This window comes from Rhodoferax sp. EU05-FHT12H12, from assembly GCF_058791215.1.
This window is the reverse complement of the sequence record NZ_JBYTDI010000004.1, coordinates 58,625-74,785: the sequence shown is the minus strand read 5'-3', so window position 1 is coordinate 74,785 and position 16,161 is coordinate 58,625. Positions and strand designations below refer to the sequence as shown.

At 65.0% G+C, this 16,161-nt stretch carries 14 protein-coding genes; 6 read left to right on the top strand and 8 right to left on the bottom strand.

Annotated elements, in window-relative coordinates; all coding sequences use genetic code 11:
• Positions 1-29: 29 nt before the first annotated feature.
• The gene (gene purN / locus AC3WS7_RS12565; RefSeq protein WP_492656603.1) at positions 30-620 is read right to left on the bottom strand and encodes a phosphoribosylglycinamide formyltransferase; all 591 of its coding nucleotides are present in this window, start codon (positions 618-620) and stop codon (positions 30-32) included.
• A 13-nt stretch (positions 621-633) separates the two neighbouring features.
• Here purN and AC3WS7_RS12560 point away from each other — a divergent pair, with 13 nt between their 5' ends.
• From AC3WS7_RS12560 to AC3WS7_RS12545, 4 genes are all read left to right on the top strand, one after another.
• Positions 634-1,302, top strand: coding sequence for a YceH family protein (locus tag AC3WS7_RS12560; RefSeq protein ID WP_296465442.1), 669 nt, complete (start codon positions 634-636; stop codon positions 1,300-1,302).
• A gap of 73 nt (positions 1,303-1,375) precedes the next feature.
• Positions 1,376-2,557 carry an acyl-CoA dehydrogenase family protein gene (locus tag AC3WS7_RS12555; protein WP_492656602.1) on the top strand — a complete coding sequence of 394 codons (1,182 nt, stop codon included), beginning with the start codon at positions 1,376-1,378 and terminating at the stop codon, positions 2,555-2,557.
• 12 nt (positions 2,558-2,569) lie between these two features.
• Positions 2,570-3,685, top strand: a complete 1,116-nt coding sequence (locus AC3WS7_RS12550) for an acyl-CoA dehydrogenase family protein (RefSeq protein ID WP_492656601.1) — start codon at positions 2,570-2,572, stop codon at positions 3,683-3,685.
• A gap of 53 nt (positions 3,686-3,738) precedes the next feature.
• A complete protein-coding gene (locus tag AC3WS7_RS12545; protein WP_492656600.1) occupies positions 3,739-4,044 on the top strand; it encodes a DUF3892 domain-containing protein in 306 nt (101 codons plus the stop codon).
• Positions 4,045-4,130: 86 nt separating this feature from the next.
• Here the strand turns inward: AC3WS7_RS12545 and AC3WS7_RS12540 are convergent, their stop codons facing one another.
• The 3 genes from AC3WS7_RS12540 to AC3WS7_RS12530 form a co-directional block, all read right to left on the bottom strand.
• On the bottom strand, positions 4,131-4,631 hold the full coding sequence (locus AC3WS7_RS12540) for a hypothetical protein (RefSeq protein WP_492656599.1): 501 nt from the start codon (positions 4,629-4,631) through the stop codon (positions 4,131-4,133).
• 148 nt (positions 4,632-4,779) lie between these two features.
• Positions 4,780-5,172 (bottom strand): VOC family protein, encoded by a 393-nt coding sequence (locus AC3WS7_RS12535; RefSeq protein ID WP_492656598.1) that lies wholly within the window; start codon positions 5,170-5,172, stop codon positions 4,780-4,782.
• 117 nt (positions 5,173-5,289) lie between these two features.
• The gene (locus AC3WS7_RS12530) at positions 5,290-6,318 is read right to left on the bottom strand and encodes an AI-2E family transporter (protein WP_296465421.1); all 1,029 of its coding nucleotides are present in this window, start codon (positions 6,316-6,318) and stop codon (positions 5,290-5,292) included.
• Between the two features lie 162 nt (positions 6,319-6,480).
• Between AC3WS7_RS12530 and AC3WS7_RS12525 the strand changes: the two genes are divergently transcribed.
• Together AC3WS7_RS12525 and AC3WS7_RS12520 are read left to right on the top strand one after the other, a co-directional pair.
• Positions 6,481-7,407, top strand: coding sequence for a histone deacetylase family protein (locus tag AC3WS7_RS12525; RefSeq protein WP_492656597.1), 927 nt, complete (start codon positions 6,481-6,483; stop codon positions 7,405-7,407).
• Between the two features lie 8 nt (positions 7,408-7,415).
• A complete protein-coding gene (locus tag AC3WS7_RS12520; RefSeq protein ID WP_296465416.1) occupies positions 7,416-10,106 on the top strand; it encodes a bifunctional acetate--CoA ligase family protein/GNAT family N-acetyltransferase in 2,691 nt (896 codons plus the stop codon).
• A 68-nt stretch (positions 10,107-10,174) separates the two neighbouring features.
• On the opposite strand, the gene AC3WS7_RS12515 is transcribed toward AC3WS7_RS12520, so the two are convergent.
• From AC3WS7_RS12515 to AC3WS7_RS12500, 4 genes are all read right to left on the bottom strand, one after another.
• Positions 10,175-12,691 (bottom strand): ABC transporter permease, encoded by a 2,517-nt coding sequence (locus tag AC3WS7_RS12515; protein ID WP_492656596.1) that lies wholly within the window; start codon positions 12,689-12,691, stop codon positions 10,175-10,177.
• A 99-nt stretch (positions 12,692-12,790) separates the two neighbouring features.
• Positions 12,791-13,606: a formate dehydrogenase accessory sulfurtransferase FdhD gene (fdhD, locus tag AC3WS7_RS12510; protein ID WP_492656595.1), complete on the bottom strand. Its 816-nt coding sequence runs from the start codon at positions 13,604-13,606 to the stop codon at positions 12,791-12,793.
• Positions 13,599-13,853, bottom strand: coding sequence for a hypothetical protein (locus tag AC3WS7_RS12505; protein WP_492656594.1), 255 nt, complete (start codon positions 13,851-13,853; stop codon positions 13,599-13,601). The genes fdhD and AC3WS7_RS12505 overlap by 8 nt, the downstream gene beginning before the upstream one ends.
• A complete protein-coding gene (locus AC3WS7_RS12500; protein WP_492656593.1) occupies positions 13,850-16,150 on the bottom strand; it encodes an FdhF/YdeP family oxidoreductase in 2,301 nt (766 codons plus the stop codon). Before AC3WS7_RS12500 ends, AC3WS7_RS12505 begins: the two co-directional genes overlap by 4 nt.
• Between the last annotated feature and the right edge of the window lie 11 nt (positions 16,151-16,161).

Sequence of the window (16,161 nt, the reverse complement as noted above, 5' to 3'; positions counted from 1 at the left end):
AGCCCGCGCAGAATATGCGCGAGAAGCTCCTATTTCGATAGCAAATCGCGCAGCGCCTGGGGATAAATCAGGTGCTCTTGCGTGAGCACGCGGGCGGCCAGGGTGTCGGCGTCGTCGGTGGGTAGCACCGGCACCACGGCTTGCTGCAGGATGGGGCCGTGGTCTAGCTCCGCGGTCACCAGGTGCACGGTGGCACCAGCGAACTTGCAGCCGGATTTAATCGCGCGCTGGTGCGTGTGCAGGCCGGGGAATGCTGGCAGCAGGGATGGGTGGATGTTGGTCAGGCGCCCTTCGTAGTGCGCGGTAAAGCCCGGCGTGAGGATGCGCATGAAGCCTGCCAGCACCACCAGCACCGGCGCCTGCGGTGTGTCGTACTGGTCAATCTCGGCCATTAGCGCAGCGTCAAACGCTTCGCGGCTCTCGAAGGTTTTGTGGTCCAGCACGGCGGTGTCTATGCCCTGCTCCTTGGCAAACACCAGGCCGCCAGCCGTGCCTTTGTTGCTGATGACGGCGGCAATGCGGGCGCCGTAGTGGCGCTCCCAGTCCTCGCGCTGGGCGGCACGCACGATGGCGGCCATATTGGAGCCGCCGCCAGAGATCAAAATGACGATGTTTTTCATAACTGGCTGAATTATGACCACCCCCGTTCTCTTGACCCCTGTTGAAGCCCGCGTGCTCGCCACGCTGATGGAAAAAGCACGCACCGTGCCCGACAGCTACCCGCTCACCCTGAACAGCCTGCTCCTGGGCTGCAACCAGAAAACCAGCCGCGAGCCGCTGATGGAGCTGAGCGAGGCCGAGGTGAGCAACGCGGTGGACACGCTGCGCGAAGCCGGCCTGGTGCACGAGACCAGCGGGGGCCGCGCCACCAAGTTCACCCACAACGCCCAGCGCGGCATTGGTGTGCCCGAGCAAAGCGCGGTGCTGCTGGGCCTGCTGATGTTGCGCGGCCCGCAAACCGCGGCCGAACTGCGCCTGAACGCCGAGCGCTGGTACCGCTTTGCCGACACCTCGTCGGTCGAGGCGTTTCTGGACGAGCTGCAGGAACGCAGCGAAGACAAAGGCGGCCCGCTGGTCATCAAGCTGGACCGCGCACCCGGCGCGCGCGAACAGCGCTGGGCCCACCTGCTGTGCGGGCCAGTGGATGCCAGCGCCGCTGTCGCCAGCCGCATGGCCGCGCCTGCGAACGCGGACCTGCAGGCCCGCGTGACCCAGCTGGAAACCGAGTTGGCCGAGCTGCGCACCACCGTGCAAAGGCTGTGCGCCGAACTGGGAATGTCACCCCCCGGACAAGTTGAATAGAACGACCGTGCTAAAACACGGTTTGCAGCGGCCCTAGACCGCCCTGACACCAAGACACACTGGAGACCTCCCCATGGATTTGGCATTCACCCCTGAAGAGCAGGCGTTCCGCGAAGAGATTCGCACCTGGGTTAACGCAAACCTGCCCACCGACATTGCCCACAAAGTGCACAACGCCCTGGAGCTCACGCGCGACGATATGCAGCGCTGGGCCAAGATCTTGGGCAAAAGAGGCTGGCTGGGCTTTGGCTGGCCCAAGGAATTTGGCGGCCCCGGCTGGACGGCCGTGCAAAAGCATTTGTTTGAAGAAGAATGTGCGCTGGCCGGTGCGCCGCGCATCATCCCCTTCGGCCCGGTGATGGTGGCCCCGGTCATCATGGCCTTTGGCACGCCCGAGCAGCAACAGCGCTTTTTGCCCGGCATTGCCAGCGGCGAGGTGTGGTGGAGCCAGGGCTACAGCGAGCCGGGTTCGGGCTCCGACCTGGCCTCGGTCAAAACCCGTGCGGAGCGCCAGGGCAACCACTACATCGTCAATGGCCAAAAGACCTGGACCACGCTGGGCCAGTATGGCGAGTGGATCTTCTGTCTGGTGCGCACCAGCACCGAGGGCAAGCCGCAGACCGGCATCAGCTTCCTGCTCATCGACATGAAGAGCCCCGGCGTCACCGTGCGCCCCATCATCATGCTGGACGGTGGCCACGAGGTGAACGAGGTGTTCTTCGACAACGTGGAAGTGCCCGCCGAGAACCTGATTGGTGAAGAGAACAAGGGCTGGACCTACGCCAAACACCTGCTGAGCCACGAGCGCACCAACATTGCCGATGTGAACCGCAGCAAGCGCGAGCTGGAGCGCCTGAAGCGCATTGCCAAACGTGAAGGCGTGTGGGACGACGCCCGCTTCCGCGACGAAATTGCCAAGCTGGAAGTGGACGTGGTGGCGCTGGAGATGCTGGTGCTGCGCGTGTTGTCCGCCGAGAAGAGCGGCAAGAACTCGCTGGACATTGCCGGCCTCTTGAAGATCCGCGGCAGTGAAATCCAGCAGCGCTATAGCGAACTGATGATGCTGGCCGCCGGCCCCTTTGCCCTGCCCCTGGTGCGCGAAGCCATGGAGGCCGGCTGGCAAGGCGACTTCCCCGGTGGCGAAGTGGGCAACGCGCCCCTGGCCTCCCACTACTTCAACCTGCGCAAGACCACCATCTACGGTGGCAGCAATGAAGTGCAACGCAACATCGTGTCCCAGGTTGTTTTGGGCTAAGAGGAGAAGAACATGGATTTCGATTTTTCTGACGACCAGGAACAACTGCGAGACGCCGTACGCAAGTACGTGGACAAGGGCTACAGCTTCGAGCGCCGCCGCGCCATTGAGAAGGCTGGCGGCTTTGACCGCGCCGCCTACACCGAGCTGGCCGAGCTGGGCCTGACCGGCCTCTACGTGCCCGAAGACGATGGCGGCATGGGCATGGGCCCGATTGAGGGCATGGTGGTGATGGAAGAGCTGGGCCGCGGCATCGTGCTGGAGCCCCTGGTCCAGGCGCTGATCGCTGGTGCCGTGATTGCCGGCTATGCCGATGCCGCCACCAAGGCCGCCTGGCTACCCGGCGTAGCCAGTGGCGAAAAGCTGGTGGTGCTGGCCTACCAGGAGCGCAGCAGCCGCTACGCGCTGGACGCGGGCGACGCCAAAGCCCACCAGGCCCCCGGTGGCTATGTGCTGAACGCGACCAAAAGCATAGTGGCCGCAGGCGACCAGGCCGACGCCTACCTCGTCTCCGCCAAGGTCAACAGCGTGCTGGGCCTGTTCCTCGTCGAGCGCGAATCCGCCGGTGTGAGCACCCGCGGCTACGGCACGCAAGACGGCAGCCGCGCGGCCGAAGTCACCTTCAAAAACGCACCCGCCACGCTCATCACCACACAAGGCCTGGCCGCACTGGAGCATGCGGTGGACATCGGCATTGCCGCCACCTGCGCCGAAGCCGTGGGCGTGATGGACAAGACCGTGGCGCTGACCGCCGAGTACCTCAACACCCGCAAGCAGTTTGGTGTGGCGATCAGCAGCTTCCAGGCGCTACGCCACCGCGCGGCCGACATGAAGATGCAGCTGGAACTGGCCCGCAGCATGAGCTACTACGCGAGCCTGAAGCTCAATGCCCCCGCAAGCGAGCGCCGCGCGGCACTGGCACGCGCCAAATACCAGCTCGGCCAAAGCATGCGTTTTGTCGGCCAGCAGGCGGTGCAACTGCACGGCGGCATTGGCGTGACGGACGAATACATCGGCAGCCACTACTTCAAGAAACTCACCCAACTGGAAATGACCTTTGGCGACAGCCTGCACCACCTGGGTGAAGTGTCGGCGCGCATGCAGGACACGGCTGGCGTGTTTGCCTAAACAGATCAGGGTCTGGGCGGCACGCAAGCACCAGACCCTGCCCTGACACCACCATGGCGGTCTACCTCCAATGCGTGGCCAAGCGCATGCGCGGCGGCTACAAACACGAACACCTCAACATCCTGTGGTGGGTGCAGGTGGTGGATGGCAAGCCGACGAAAGAGACCGGCTTTTCCACCCACACCCAGTTGATCGACTTCGTCGAATCCAGCGGCCCCCAGGCCCTGTGGTGCCCCGCCGCCAAGCCCGGCCAGTCTGGCGCTTGGGTGGGCGTGCAAACGCTGGGGCGGAAGAAGTATTTGCAGGCTTATCGGGATGGGCGGCCTACTGAGGATTTACTGGCGTTGCCGGACAAGTAGGCCTTGTGTTATGCGTTCAACGCAAAAAAGTGAGCAGGCTGCGCGGCTTTTTTCGCACTCCCGCTCGTCTTTAGGGTTGGGCCACGTTATTCCGGATACAACCAGTTGATGATCCGAAGGCGAAATACTTCAAGGCGAGCAGCGGCGCTCGTCAAGCGTTGAAGGTCTTCATCAAACGTGTGAGGTTGCAGTTCCTCCTCCGTTTCTTCGCGCGTGCCCTTGCTACCCCGGAGCCTGAAGTTTCGACGCAATAACCCTTCCTTTCCATCAACGTTCAGCCAGGCGTCGTAGCGAGAGTGAACGAAATCATTCCGTCGCTCACCAAGTTCCCGAAGCTCAACCATAAGCTTGTGGAATTCGCCCTTCGCGGACTGATCCGCGTTGTTGTGAAGATCAACGAATCGGGCAAACACGACGTCCGTGGTGTTCAGTCGTTTGCCAAACTCCAGATCGTTTGCCAAGATGCGGACCACTTCATCGTCCGATGTATCGGCCAACAGTTCGAGGAGGTCATTCACCGCTCCTTCTAGGTGCTGGAACGCGACTATGAAACGGCCAAGCTGGTGATAGGCGGTAGGAGAGTTCATCTATGGGGCCCAACGGGTTGTAGAAGTGAAACACGTCGTATGAACAAGGTCGTCTCGACTCATGCTTTCCTCCCGTGTATTTTTAAGTGCTTGATTTATATCTGACTTCTTTTAATCCACGCAGCTTGCTTGCGAACACGGCGAATCGTCAACCCACCGCCCCATGGCAAGCCACACAAAGCTTGTTCCCCTCCGTATCCCGAAAGTAGGCGCCGTAGTAGTTGGCGTGGTACTCGGGCCGCAGGCCCGGCGCACCCTCGCTGGTGCCGCCATGGGCCAGTGCCGCTTGATACACCGCGTCCACCTGCGCGCGGCTGCTGGCCAGGAAAGCGGTCATCTGGCCATTGCCTACCGCATGGTCCCCATCAAAGGGGGTGCCAATCAGGAACAGCGGACGCGCCACACCTTCAGTCTGCCAGCCCGCCCAAGGGCGGCTGCGGTCGATGAAGCGTTGTTGCTGGCCCAGCGCCTGCATGAGCGGGGTGTAGAAGCGCAGCGCGCGTTCGAAGTCGGTGACGCCGACAAAGATATGGGAAAACATGGGCTCTCCAGTCCGGTCCAGTGCTCAGTCAGCAAGCGGCACAGCATTCTTAGTGCTATCAAAACAGAAGCTGTTCGCGCAATATCCGCGGGGGCTAGAGGCCTAAAAGGCTTAAAACTAGACCAAGCCCTCTTCCAGCAGCTCCCGCTTCACATAGGCGTAGTACAGCGGCGCGGCCACCAGGCCGGCCACGCCAAAAATGGCTTCGCCCACAAACATCACCGTGAGCAGCTCCCAGGCCGAGGTGCCGGTGCGTTTGCCCACCACCTTGGCGTTGATGACGTATTCGAACTTGTGGATGGCGATCAGGAAAATGAGGCAGGCCAGGCCCACCATGGGCGCCACCGACACACCGGCCAGCGTGAGCACGCCGTTGCACAGCAGGTTACCGACGATGGGAATAAGCCCGGCAAAGAAGGTGAGCGCCACCAGCATGCCGCTGTAGGGAATAAACACGTCAAACAGTGGCAGCGCGGCAAACAAAAACAGGGCGGTGCACATGGCGTTGAACGCGGCGATCCAGAACTGGGCGACCACAATTTGGCGAAAAGCCTGGATGAAGTGTGCGGCCCGCGTGCGCATGGCGGCGCGCAAGGGGGCTGCTTGCTCTACACCAGGCGTGCCCACCACCAGCGCCCCAATCACCAGCCCCACATAGGCCAGCAAGCCGCCCTGCAGCCCGGCCGAGCCCCAGCCTGTGAGCGAGCGCGCCTGTGACTGCAGGTAGGACGCCAGCCAGGCCTGGGCGGCAATCAGTTCGTCCGGCAGATGGGTGGCGAGGTTGGGCGGCAGTTTTTGGCGTATCTCCAGCACCGTGCGGGCCAGGTGGTGCAACAGGGCCTCGTACTGGGCCACTGCGCCCACCAGCATGCCCTGGGCATTGGCCAGCAGCAGGGCCAGCGCCACCAGGGGCAACACGATCACCACCGTAGCAGCCCAAAACGGCGTGGGCTTGAGGCGCCCCAGACGCCGGTTGTGGGTGAGCGCCTGGGTGGCCATGTAGCCCAGGCACACCGCCAGCAGGCCCGGCAGCAAGCCGTAGCACAGGGTCAGCAGGCACAGCAGCAGTGCCAGCACCTGGGCACTGGTGGTGACAAAGCGAAGAGGGAAACGCGAGGAGCGGGAGGAGGCGGAGGGCGGCGTCATGGGTCAGGGATGGTAACAAGGGTGCTGCCAAGGCGGCATTTCCCGGTGAAGGCCGGGGACATAGCGCCCCCACACACCGGCGCTTGCCTTGGATCAAGGCCCGCGTCAGCTTGCCTGCCTAGACTGGCTGTTTCATACTGAGACCACCACGCTGGAGACTGCATGTTGCCTGCCTTTATCTCGCACCCGGACTGCGCCCGCCATGAGATGGGGCCCCACCACCCCGAATGCCCGGAGCGCCTGGGCGCCATCCACGACATGCTGCTGGTCAAGGGGCTGCTGGACTACATGAACACCTACGACGCGCCGCTGGCCACTGAGGAGCAACTGGGCCGCGCCCACGCCAGCAACTACGTGCACGAGCTGCTGGACGCCGCCCCCACCGAGGGTTACCACAAGGTGGACCCCGACACCGACATGAACCCCTACACCGTGCCCGCCGCCCTGCGTGCCGCGGGTGCCGCCGTGCAGGCCACCGACCTGGTGCTGGCTGGCAACGTGCCCAGCGCCTTTTGCTGCGTGCGCCCCCCGGGCCACCATGCCGAACGCGCCGCGGCCATGGGCTTTTGTTTCTTCAACAACGTGGCGGTGGGCATACGCCATGCGCTCCATGTGCACGGCCTGCAGCGTGTGGCGCTGATCGACTTTGATGTGCACCACGGCAATGGCAGCGAAGACATTTTTCGTGGCGACGAGCGGGTGTTGATGTGCTCCATTTTTGAAGAAGGCCTCTACCCCTTTACCGGCGAAAACGCCACCGGCCCGAACATGGTGAATGTGGGCCTGCCTTCACGCTCGGGCAGCGATGCCTTTCGCGAGGCCGTGCGCAGCCGCTGGCTGCCGGCGCTGGACGCGTTTGCGCCGCAGCTCATCTACATCTCTGCCGGGTTTGACGCGCACCGCGAAGACGACATGGGTAACCTGGGCCTGGTGGATGCCGACTACGCCTGGGTCACCCGGCAGCTGATGGACGTGGCGGAGCGCCACTGCAAGGGGCGTGTGATCTCCTGCCTGGAGGGTGGCTACGTGCTCAACCCGCTGGCCCGCAGCGTGGCCGAACACGTCAAGGTATTGATAGGCGCAGACTAGAGGACTCCATGGAAAAACACTTTCTCACCCCCCTATTCGCCCCCCAGTCCATCATTGTGTTTGCCGGACCGGTGGACACGCCCGAAGCGCAGACCGCGCAGGCACGCGCCGTGGTGGCAGCGCTCAAGGCGCAAACATTCACCGGCAGCCTGCGGTTTCTGGACATCCATAGCAGTGGCACGCTGGCCGAGCTGGCGCAGGCGCGATCGGACCTGGCCATCATTGCCCTGCCACCGGCCGATGTGTGCGCGGCGCTGGAGATTGCGGGCCGCGTGGCCTGCAGGGCGGCGCTCATCATCTCCAGCGGCATCACGGCCGACCAGGCCACCGAGCTGAAGAAGATTGCCCGCCGCGAAGGCGTGCACCTGCTGGGGCCCAACGGCCTGGGTTTGCAGCGGCCCCAGTTGCAGCTCAATGCCAGCGCGGCCGGGCCACTGGCCCAGCGCGGCTCGCTGGCCTTGGTGTCGCAGTCGGGCGCACTCACCGCCTCCATGCTGGACTGGGCGGCCAACAACGCGGTGGGGTTTTCGTCGGTGGTGTCCCTGGGGCCCCACACGGCGGTGGACATTGCCCACGTGCTGGACTTTTTGGCCAACGACGCACAGACACAAAGCATCGTGGTCTACCTGGAAGGCATCTCCAGCGCGCGCCGCTTCATGAGTGCGCTGCGTATGGCGGCCAATGCCAAACCCGTGGTGGTGCTGAAGGCCGGGCGCAAGCCTGCGGGCAACGAGGCAGCGCAAACCCACAGCGGCGCCATTGTGGGCAGCGACGATGTCTTTGACTCCGCGCTGCGGCGCGCGGGCGCGGTGCGGGTACGTTCGTTTGTGGAGCTGTTTTCGGCGGCCAAGTGCCTGGCCTCGCGCTACCGGCCGGTGGGCAAACGCCTGGCCATCGTGACCAACGGCGGCGGCCCTGGTGTGCTGGCGGCCGACTGGATCAACGAGCTGCAGCTGGCGCTGGGCAAACTGTCCCCCGAATCGGCCGCGCAGCTCAAGCCGCTGTTGCCCGAGCAGGCCTCGCTAACCGATCTGCTGGACCTGTCGGAAGATGCCGGGCCTGAGCACTACCGCGCCGCCATCCAGGCGGCCAGCCGCGACCGCGGAGTGGACGGCGTGCTGGCCATCTACTCGCCCAAGGCCGGCAACGATGCATCGGCCGTGGCCAGCGCCCTGGCCGAGGAAAAAAAGGCCATGGGCAAACCCCTGCTCTCATGCTGGATGGGCGACACCACCGTGGACGCAGGACGCGGCATCCTCAAGGCGGCCGAGATCCCGAGTTTTCGCACGCCTGAGGCCGCGGTGGGAGCCTTTGGCAACATTGCGTCCTTCTACCAAAACCAGCTGCTGCTGCAACAAACGCCACCGCCCCTCTCCGCCCTGGCCAAGCCGGACATCGAAGGCGCGCGCCTGGTGATTGAGAGTGTGCTGGCCGAACGCCGCAAGGTGCTGACCGAGATGGAGTCCAAGACGCTGCTCTCGGCCTTCCATATTCCGGTCACCCAGACCATCCTGGCGCGCAGCGCCAACGAGGCCATGATGATTGCCACGCAGCTGGGGTTTCCGGCGGTGCTCAAAATCGACTCGCCGGACATCAGCCACAAGTCGGACGTGGGCGGCGTGGCGCTCAACATCATGAACGCCACCGGCGTGCGCGACACCTACAACGACATGGTGCAAACCGTGAAGAAGCTGCGCCCGGATGCACGTATCAACGGCGTCACCGTGCAAAGCATGGTGCGCCCGCGCCACGGGCGCGAGATCTACATTGGCCTGGTCACCGACGACCCGTTTGGCCCCGTCATCGCCTTTGGGGCCGGTGGCACCATGATCGAGCTGATCAACGACCGCGCGATGGAGCTGCCACCGCTCAACCAGTTTTTGGCACGCCGCCTGATTGAGCGCTCGCGCGTGGCGGAAACGCTGGGCGAATGGCGCGGCAGCCAGCCAGCCCATGTGGACATGCTGGAGCAGATTCTGCTGCGCATCTCCGAGATGGTGTGTGAGCTGCCCCAGCTGCGCGAGATGGACATCAACCCCATCATCGTGGACGAACATGGTGCCGTGGCGGTGGACGCACGCATCGTCATCGACCACGCCACCCAGGGCGTGAGCAGCCGCATTCACAACTACAACCACCTGTCCATCCTGCCCTACCCCGCGCAGTACGAGCAGCTGTGGCCCATGCGCGATGGCGGCGAATACACCGTGCGCCCCATCCAGCCCGACGATGCGCAGATGCTGCAAACGCTGGTGCAAGGCCTGTCCAGAGAAAGCCGCTACTTCCGCTTTGTCTCCAGCATGCACGAACTGCCCCCGGCCATGCTGGCGCGTTTCACGCTGATTGACTACGACCGCGAGATGGCCCTGGTGGCGGTGCACAAGGAGCGCACGGCCAATGGCGATGGCGGCTTTACCGAGACCGAACGCATCATTGGGGTGTCGCGCTACGTGACCAACCCCGACCAGTCCAGCTGCGAGTTTTCGCTGGTGGTGGCCGACGACTTCGGCGGCAAGGGCCTGGGCTCACGCTTGATGCAGTCCATCATGGATGTGGCCCGCGACAAGGGCCTGAGCGAGATCGACGGCCTGGTGCTGGTGCACAACCCCGGCATGCTGCGGCTCATGCGCAGCCTGGGCTTCACCGTCAAAACCTACGCCGAAGACCCCGACTTCAAGCTGGTCAGCCACAAACTCTGACTTTTAGCGTGTTTTTGGCCTCTAGCCAGCGTGGATACTGCGCCAATAGCTACTAAAACAATAGCAATCTAGCTGGCGGCGCGGCGCAGCGTCTCCACCACCGGGCGGCGCAGCACATCGCGCAGGCCCCACCAGCCCGCGGCCAGCGCCAGCACCGCGCCGGCCAGGGCGCCCACCAGCGGCACCCAGAGCTGCACGGTCCAGTCGAACTCGAACACAAAGCGCGCCAGCGCCCAGCCCACCGCCGCGGCCACCACAGAGGCCAGGAAGCCCGCCAACAGGCCCACACCGACCAGCTCGGTGCGCTGCACCTGGCGCAGCAGGCTGCTGCCTGCGCCCACGGCACGCATGATGGCGAACTCGCGCGCGCGGTCCTCCCGCGTGGCCGTCACCGCGGCGAACAGCACCACCAGGCCCGCCGCCAGCGTGAAGCCGAACAAGAACTCCACCGCGCGGATGACCTGGTCCAGCACACGCTGCACCTGGTTGATGGTGCTGGTCATGTCCACATTGGTGATGTTAGGGAACGCACGCACCAAGGCGTTGTCAAAGCCCTTGGTCTCGGGCGCCTTGAAGGCGCCCATGTAGGTGCTGGGCACGTCCTTGAGCACGCCCACCGGGTACATCACAAAGAAGTTGGCCCGCATGGAGCCCCAGTCCACCTTGCGCAGCGAGGTGATTTTCGACTCGGTCTGCATGCCGCCAATGTCAAAGCGCAGGCTGTCGCCCAGCTTCAGGTTCAGGGTCTTGGCAATGCCCTCTTCCACACTCACGGCACCTTCTTCGTCCTCGGTCCACTGCCCGCCGACGATGAGGTTGTGCGGCGGGTTCTTGCTGCTGTGGGAGAGGTTGAACTCGCGGTCCACCAGGCGCTTGGCGCGGTCTTCCGTGAAGTTGTCGGGCGAGATCTCCTTGCCATTCACCGCGACCAGGCGGCCACGGATCATGGGGTACCAGTCGAACTTGGTGACACCACTGTCGGTCAGCGCTTTCTGGAACGCGTCGGACTGCTCCGGCATCACGTTGATGACAAAGCGGTTGGGCGCATCGGGCGGCGTGGCCTTGCGCCAGCTGCTGATCAAATCGGTGCGCAGCAGCACCAAGAGCACCAGCGCCAGCAGGCCCACCGACAGCGCACTCACCTGCACCACGGTGTAGGCCGGGCGGGCCGAGATTTGGCGCGTAGCCAGCACCAGCCAGCGCGGGGCCGTCGCCTCGTTCACGCTCTTGCGCAGCACCTTCACGGCCACCCAGCTCAGCGCGGCAAACACCAGCACCGCACCGGCAAAGCCGCCCACGGCAATCAGGCCCAGCATCAGGTCACTGCTCACCGTCATCAGCAGCGCGGCAAACCCGGCCACGCCAATCGCCAGCACGCCGATGGATGCAGGACGCAGGTTGCCCACATCACGACGGATCACACGCAGCGCGGGCACCTGAGCCAGCTGCAACACGGGTGGCAGGCCAAAGGCCATCAGCAGCGTGAGCCCCATGCCCACGCCCAGCAGCACCGGCCACAGCGAAGCCGCAGGCAAGGCCGCATCCACCAGCCCCGCCAGCAGCGCCACAAACAGGTAGTGCACGCCAAAACCCAGCGCCACGCCCAGGCCGCTGGCAAACAGGCCCACCAGCGCAAACTCAAACGCGTAGGCGCTGGCAATGGTGCGCTGCGACAGGCCCAGCACCCGCAGCATGGCGCAGTCGTCCAAATGGTTTGCGGCAAACGCGCGTGCGGCCAAGGCCACGGCCACGGCGCTCAGCAAGGCAGCCAAGAGTGCCACCAGGCTCAAGAACTTTTGTGCACGGTCCAGCGTCTGGCTCATCTCGGGGCGACCGCTTTGCAGCGACTCCACGCGAACCCCACGCACGCCGCCTTTCACCTGTGCATCGGCCCAATCGACAAAACGTTTCACGGCAGGCTCGTTGCCCGCCACCGCCATGCGGTAGTTGAGGCGGCTGGCCGGTTGCACCAAGCCGGTGGCGGCCAGGTCGGGCTTCGAAATCATCACGCGCGGCGCAAAGTTCATGAAGCCGCCACCACGGTCGGGCTCCATCACGATGATGCGGTCCACCGTGAACCGGCCTTCGCCCAGCAAGAGAGGGTCCCCCACGTTCAGGCCAATCGCCTCCAGCAAGGCCGCATCGACCCAGGCTTTGCCCGCGGCGGGCGTGTCTTTGGTGGCAGCATCGGGCGCGTCAGGCGCGCTGCTCACGCGCAAGCTGCCACGTAGTGGGTAACCAGGCTCCACCACCTTGAGCGCCACCAGCTTGGCCGCGCCGCCCTGCGCATCGCTGGCACGGGCCATGGTGGGAAAGCCCAGCATGTGCACCACCTGCAGGCCCAGCGTGCGGGCTTGCGCCTCAAAGGCCACGGGCGGCGGGTTGTCACTGGAGACCACGGCGTCCCCGCCGAGCAACTGGCGTGCATCGCGCTGCAGGCCGCCTTGCAGGCGGTCGGCAAAAAAACCCACCGCAGTGAGGGCCGCCACGGCCAGCGTGACCGCCAGGATGAGCAGGCGCAGTTCGCCCGAGCGCACGTCGCGCCACAGGGTACGCCAGCCCAGCGCGAAGAAAGACAGTTTCAAGGGAAGCTCCTCAGGGGCGGCACACACGCCCCGCAATGCGTCCATTATTGACCCGGCCCCTTATTCCCCAGAGCTTTGGGGGGCAGGCGGTGGCCGGGCTCAGGGTGTGTAGCGCACCGCGTGCGGCGCGCGACACAGGCCCCACAGCTGCAGGCCGGCCCGCTGCGCCATGGCCACGGCCAGGTCGGTTGGGGCCGAGATGGTGGCCAGCAGCGGCACCTGCAGGCGCACACACTTGCGCACCAGCTCATGGCTGGCGCGGCTGCTCATGAGCACCCAGCCGGGTTGGCGGATCTGGCCTGTACGCGCCAGCGCACCCAGCAGCTTGTCCAGCGCGTTGTGGCGGCCCACGTCTTCCATCAGCAGCGTGACCTCGCCGTCCGGGGTAGCCCATGCGGCGGCATGCAGGGAGCCACAGGTCGCGTTGAGCAGCTGCAGCGGCACCATGGCCTGCACGGCACGCAGCACAGTGTCGGTGTCCATGGCCTGTACCCAGGGCTGTGGCCGCAGGGGTGGCGGCACCAGGTCCAGCGCCTGCAGGCTATCGAGCCCACACACACCGCAGCCAGTGCGGCCGGCCAGGCTGCGGCGCTGGGCCTTCAAGCGCGCAAAACAGGGGGCGGCAATGTCCAGTTGCACCTCCAGCGCCGCGCAGCCGTCCAGCTGTACGGGCAACACCTCCAGCCCGAAACACTGGTCCACCGTGTCCAATATCCCCTCGCTGAGTGCAAAGCCCAGTGCAAACGCCTCCAGGTCCCGGGGCGTGGCCAGCATCACCGCGTGGGAAATGCCGTTGAAGACCAGCGCCACGGGCACTTCCGCGGCCAGGGTGTCCGTCTGCATGCCACCTGCTGGCATGCGCTGCACACGGGCGGCACTGAGCGCTGCCGGCAGATCGGGGGTGAACTCAGGCATGCGAAGACGCAGCCAGATGGTGCCGCCCTGCTTGCGTCAGGCTGGCAAGCCAACGCCCGTCCTCGCAGCGCAGTTGCACCCAGGCCGGGCCGGCCTGCCCACCCAGCACGGCATCCCCCATGAGGGTGAGCGTGCGCATGACCACACTGGCCCCCAGGCCCAGGCGTTTGCCCAGGCGGGGCACGGACACCGGCTCCGCAGATTCGGCCAGGGCCCGCAACAGGGCCTGCGCCACCACGTCACTCATGGGGCGGCCCCTTGCCGCTGGTGCGGCAGCATGAGCACGGGAATGCATTTGGACGTGGGCGTGCCCGCATTGGCCGCCACAGAGGACAAGGGCACCAGCGGGTTGGTCTCGGGGTAATACGCCCCAACGCAACCGCGCGGGATGTTGTAGGCCACCAGCTTGAAACCGTCAGCGCGGCGCTCTTCGCCGTCGTCCCACACGGTCTGGAAGTCAATCCAGTCGCCGTCTTGCATGCCCAGCGCGCGGATGTCTTCGGCGTTGGCAAACACCACACGGCGCTGGCCGTAGACGCCGCGGTAACGGTCATCGGCACCGTAGATGGTGGTGTTGTACTGGTCGTGCGAGCGTGTGGTCATGAGCGCAAACACAATCGCGTCGCCCTTGCGCTCGCGGGCACGCTGCAGCGGCGTGCCGGTGGGCACCTGGTGGGTCTTGAACACGGCCTTGTGGCTGGCGGTGGCCCACACGCGCTCGCTGGCGGTGTTGCGCAGGCGGAAACCGCCAGGCACCTGTACACGCGTATTGAAGTCTTTGAAGTCGGGGAACACGGCCTCGATCTTGTCGCGAATGCGGCGGTAGTCTTCCAGCAACCAGAGCCAGGGCGTCTGGCTGCGGCCGGCCAGGGTGGCCGCGGCCAGCCGCGCCACGATGGCCGGCTCGGACAGCAGGTGCTCGGACGCGGGCGGGTTGATGCCCACCGAGAGGTGCACCATGCTCATCGAGTCTTCCACCGTCACGCCCTGCACACCTGTGGCCTGCATGTCGATCTCGGTGCGGCCCAGGCAAGGCAAGATGAGTGCTGCCTTGCCGTGCACGATGTGGCTGCGGTTGAGCTTGGTGGTGACGTGCACCGTCAGGTCGCAGTTGCGCAGCGCCTTCCAGGTCAACACGGTATCGGGCGTGGCGGCCGCAAAGTTGCCGCCCAGTGCAAAGAAGACCTTGCCGTGGCCGTCGAGCATGGCCTGGATGGATTCCACCGTGTTGTAGCCGTTGGCACGCGGAGGTTCAAAACCGAACACCTTCTGCAGCTTGTCCAGCAGCGCCACGGGCGGTGCCTCCCAAATGCCCATGGTGCGGTCGCCCTGCACATTGCTGTGGCCGCGTACCGGGCAAGGCCCGGCGCCGGGACGGCCAATGTTGCCGCGCATCAACAGCAGGTTGACGATCATCTGGATGGTGGCCACCGAATTGGCGTGCTGGGTGATGCCCATGCCCCAGCAGGCAATCACGCTGCGGGCCCGGCGGTACACCTCGGCGGCGGCACGCATGTGTTCCGCGCCCAAGCCACATTCACTTTCCAGCAGCGCCCACGACTCGGCGCGCAGGTCGGCCAGCAGGGCGTCAAAGCCGGTGGTGTGCTCGGCAATAAAGGCCTGGTCCAGCACATCCTCCCCCTGGTCCTGCAGCGCCACCAGGTGTTTCATCATGCCTTTGACAAAGGCAAAGTCGCCACCAATCTTCAGCTGGAAATAGTGGGTGCTGATGGGCGTGTCGCCGCCGGTGGCCATCTGCAGCTTGTCCTGCGGGTCGGCAAAACGCTCCAGCCCGCGTTCGCGCAGCGGGTTCAGGCTGACGATGCGCGCGCCGCGCTTGGCGGCCTGGCGCAGCTCACCCAGCATGCGCGGGTGGTTGGTGCCGGGGTTTTGGCCAAAGATGAAGATGGCATCCGCCTGCTCGAAATCATCGAGCGTGACTGTGCCCTTGCCCACACCCACGCTCTCGCGCATGCCGGTGCCACTGGGCTCGTGGCACATATTGGAGCAGTCGGGGAAGTTGTTGGTGCCGTACTCGCGCACAAACAGCTGGTACAAAAAGGCGGCCTCGTTGCTGGCCCGGCCCGAGGTGTAGAAGATGGCCTGGTTCGGGTCGGGCAGCGCATTCAGGTGCCTGGCCATCAACGCAAAGGCGTCGTCCCAGGCAATGGGCAGGTATTTGTCAGTGGCCGCGTCATAGACCATGGGTTCGGTCAGGCGGCCCTGATCCTCCAGTGCAAAGTCGCCCCAGGTGGCCAGCTCGGCCACGGTGTGCTGCGCAAAAAAATCGGCCGTCACCCGGCGTGCGGTTGCCTCGGCGGCCACGGCCTTGGCGCCGTTTTCGCAAAACTCGAAGGTGGAGGCGTGGTTGCGGTCAGGCCAGGCGCAGCCGGGGCAATCAAAACCGTCAGGCTGATTGGCAGACAGCAGGGTTTTGGCCCCTTTGAGGGGAATGTCCTGTTGCAGCAGGGCATGGCCCACGCTGCGCAGCGCGCCCCAACCACCGGCCGGGCCTTTGTACACTTCAATTTTCTGTTCGCTCATGGCGGCTCCTT

What these genes read in the sequence shown, in the direction of transcription:
- AC3WS7_RS12530 (WP_296465421.1), bottom strand. Translation starts at nt 6,318, where the DNA reads ATGACGCCGCCCTCCGCCTCCTCCCGCTCCTCGCGTTTCCCTCTTCGC.
- AC3WS7_RS12540 (WP_492656599.1), bottom strand. Translation starts at nt 4,631, where the DNA reads ATGAACTCTCCTACCGCCTATCACCAGCTTGGCCGTTTCATAGTCGCG.
- AC3WS7_RS12545 (WP_492656600.1), top strand. Translation starts at nt 3,739, where the DNA reads ATGGCGGTCTACCTCCAATGCGTGGCCAAGCGCATGCGCGGCGGCTAC.
- AC3WS7_RS12560 (WP_296465442.1), top strand. Translation starts at nt 634, where the DNA reads ATGACCACCCCCGTTCTCTTGACCCCTGTTGAAGCCCGCGTGCTCGCC.
- AC3WS7_RS12520 (WP_296465416.1), top strand. Translation starts at nt 7,416, where the DNA reads ATGGAAAAACACTTTCTCACCCCCCTATTCGCCCCCCAGTCCATCATT.
- AC3WS7_RS12500 (WP_492656593.1), bottom strand. Translation starts at nt 16,150, where the DNA reads ATGAGCGAACAGAAAATTGAAGTGTACAAAGGCCCGGCCGGTGGTTGG.
- AC3WS7_RS12555 (WP_492656602.1), top strand. Translation starts at nt 1,376, where the DNA reads ATGGATTTGGCATTCACCCCTGAAGAGCAGGCGTTCCGCGAAGAGATT.
- AC3WS7_RS12505 (WP_492656594.1), bottom strand. Translation starts at nt 13,853, where the DNA reads ATGAGTGACGTGGTGGCGCAGGCCCTGTTGCGGGCCCTGGCCGAATCT.
- AC3WS7_RS12525 (WP_492656597.1), top strand. Translation starts at nt 6,481, where the DNA reads ATGTTGCCTGCCTTTATCTCGCACCCGGACTGCGCCCGCCATGAGATG.
- fdhD (WP_492656595.1), bottom strand. Translation starts at nt 13,606, where the DNA reads ATGCCTGAGTTCACCCCCGATCTGCCGGCAGCGCTCAGTGCCGCCCGT.
- AC3WS7_RS12550 (WP_492656601.1), top strand. Translation starts at nt 2,570, where the DNA reads ATGGATTTCGATTTTTCTGACGACCAGGAACAACTGCGAGACGCCGTA.
- AC3WS7_RS12535 (WP_492656598.1), bottom strand. Translation starts at nt 5,172, where the DNA reads ATGTTTTCCCATATCTTTGTCGGCGTCACCGACTTCGAACGCGCGCTG.
- purN (WP_492656603.1), bottom strand. Translation starts at nt 620, where the DNA reads ATGAAAAACATCGTCATTTTGATCTCTGGCGGCGGCTCCAATATGGCC.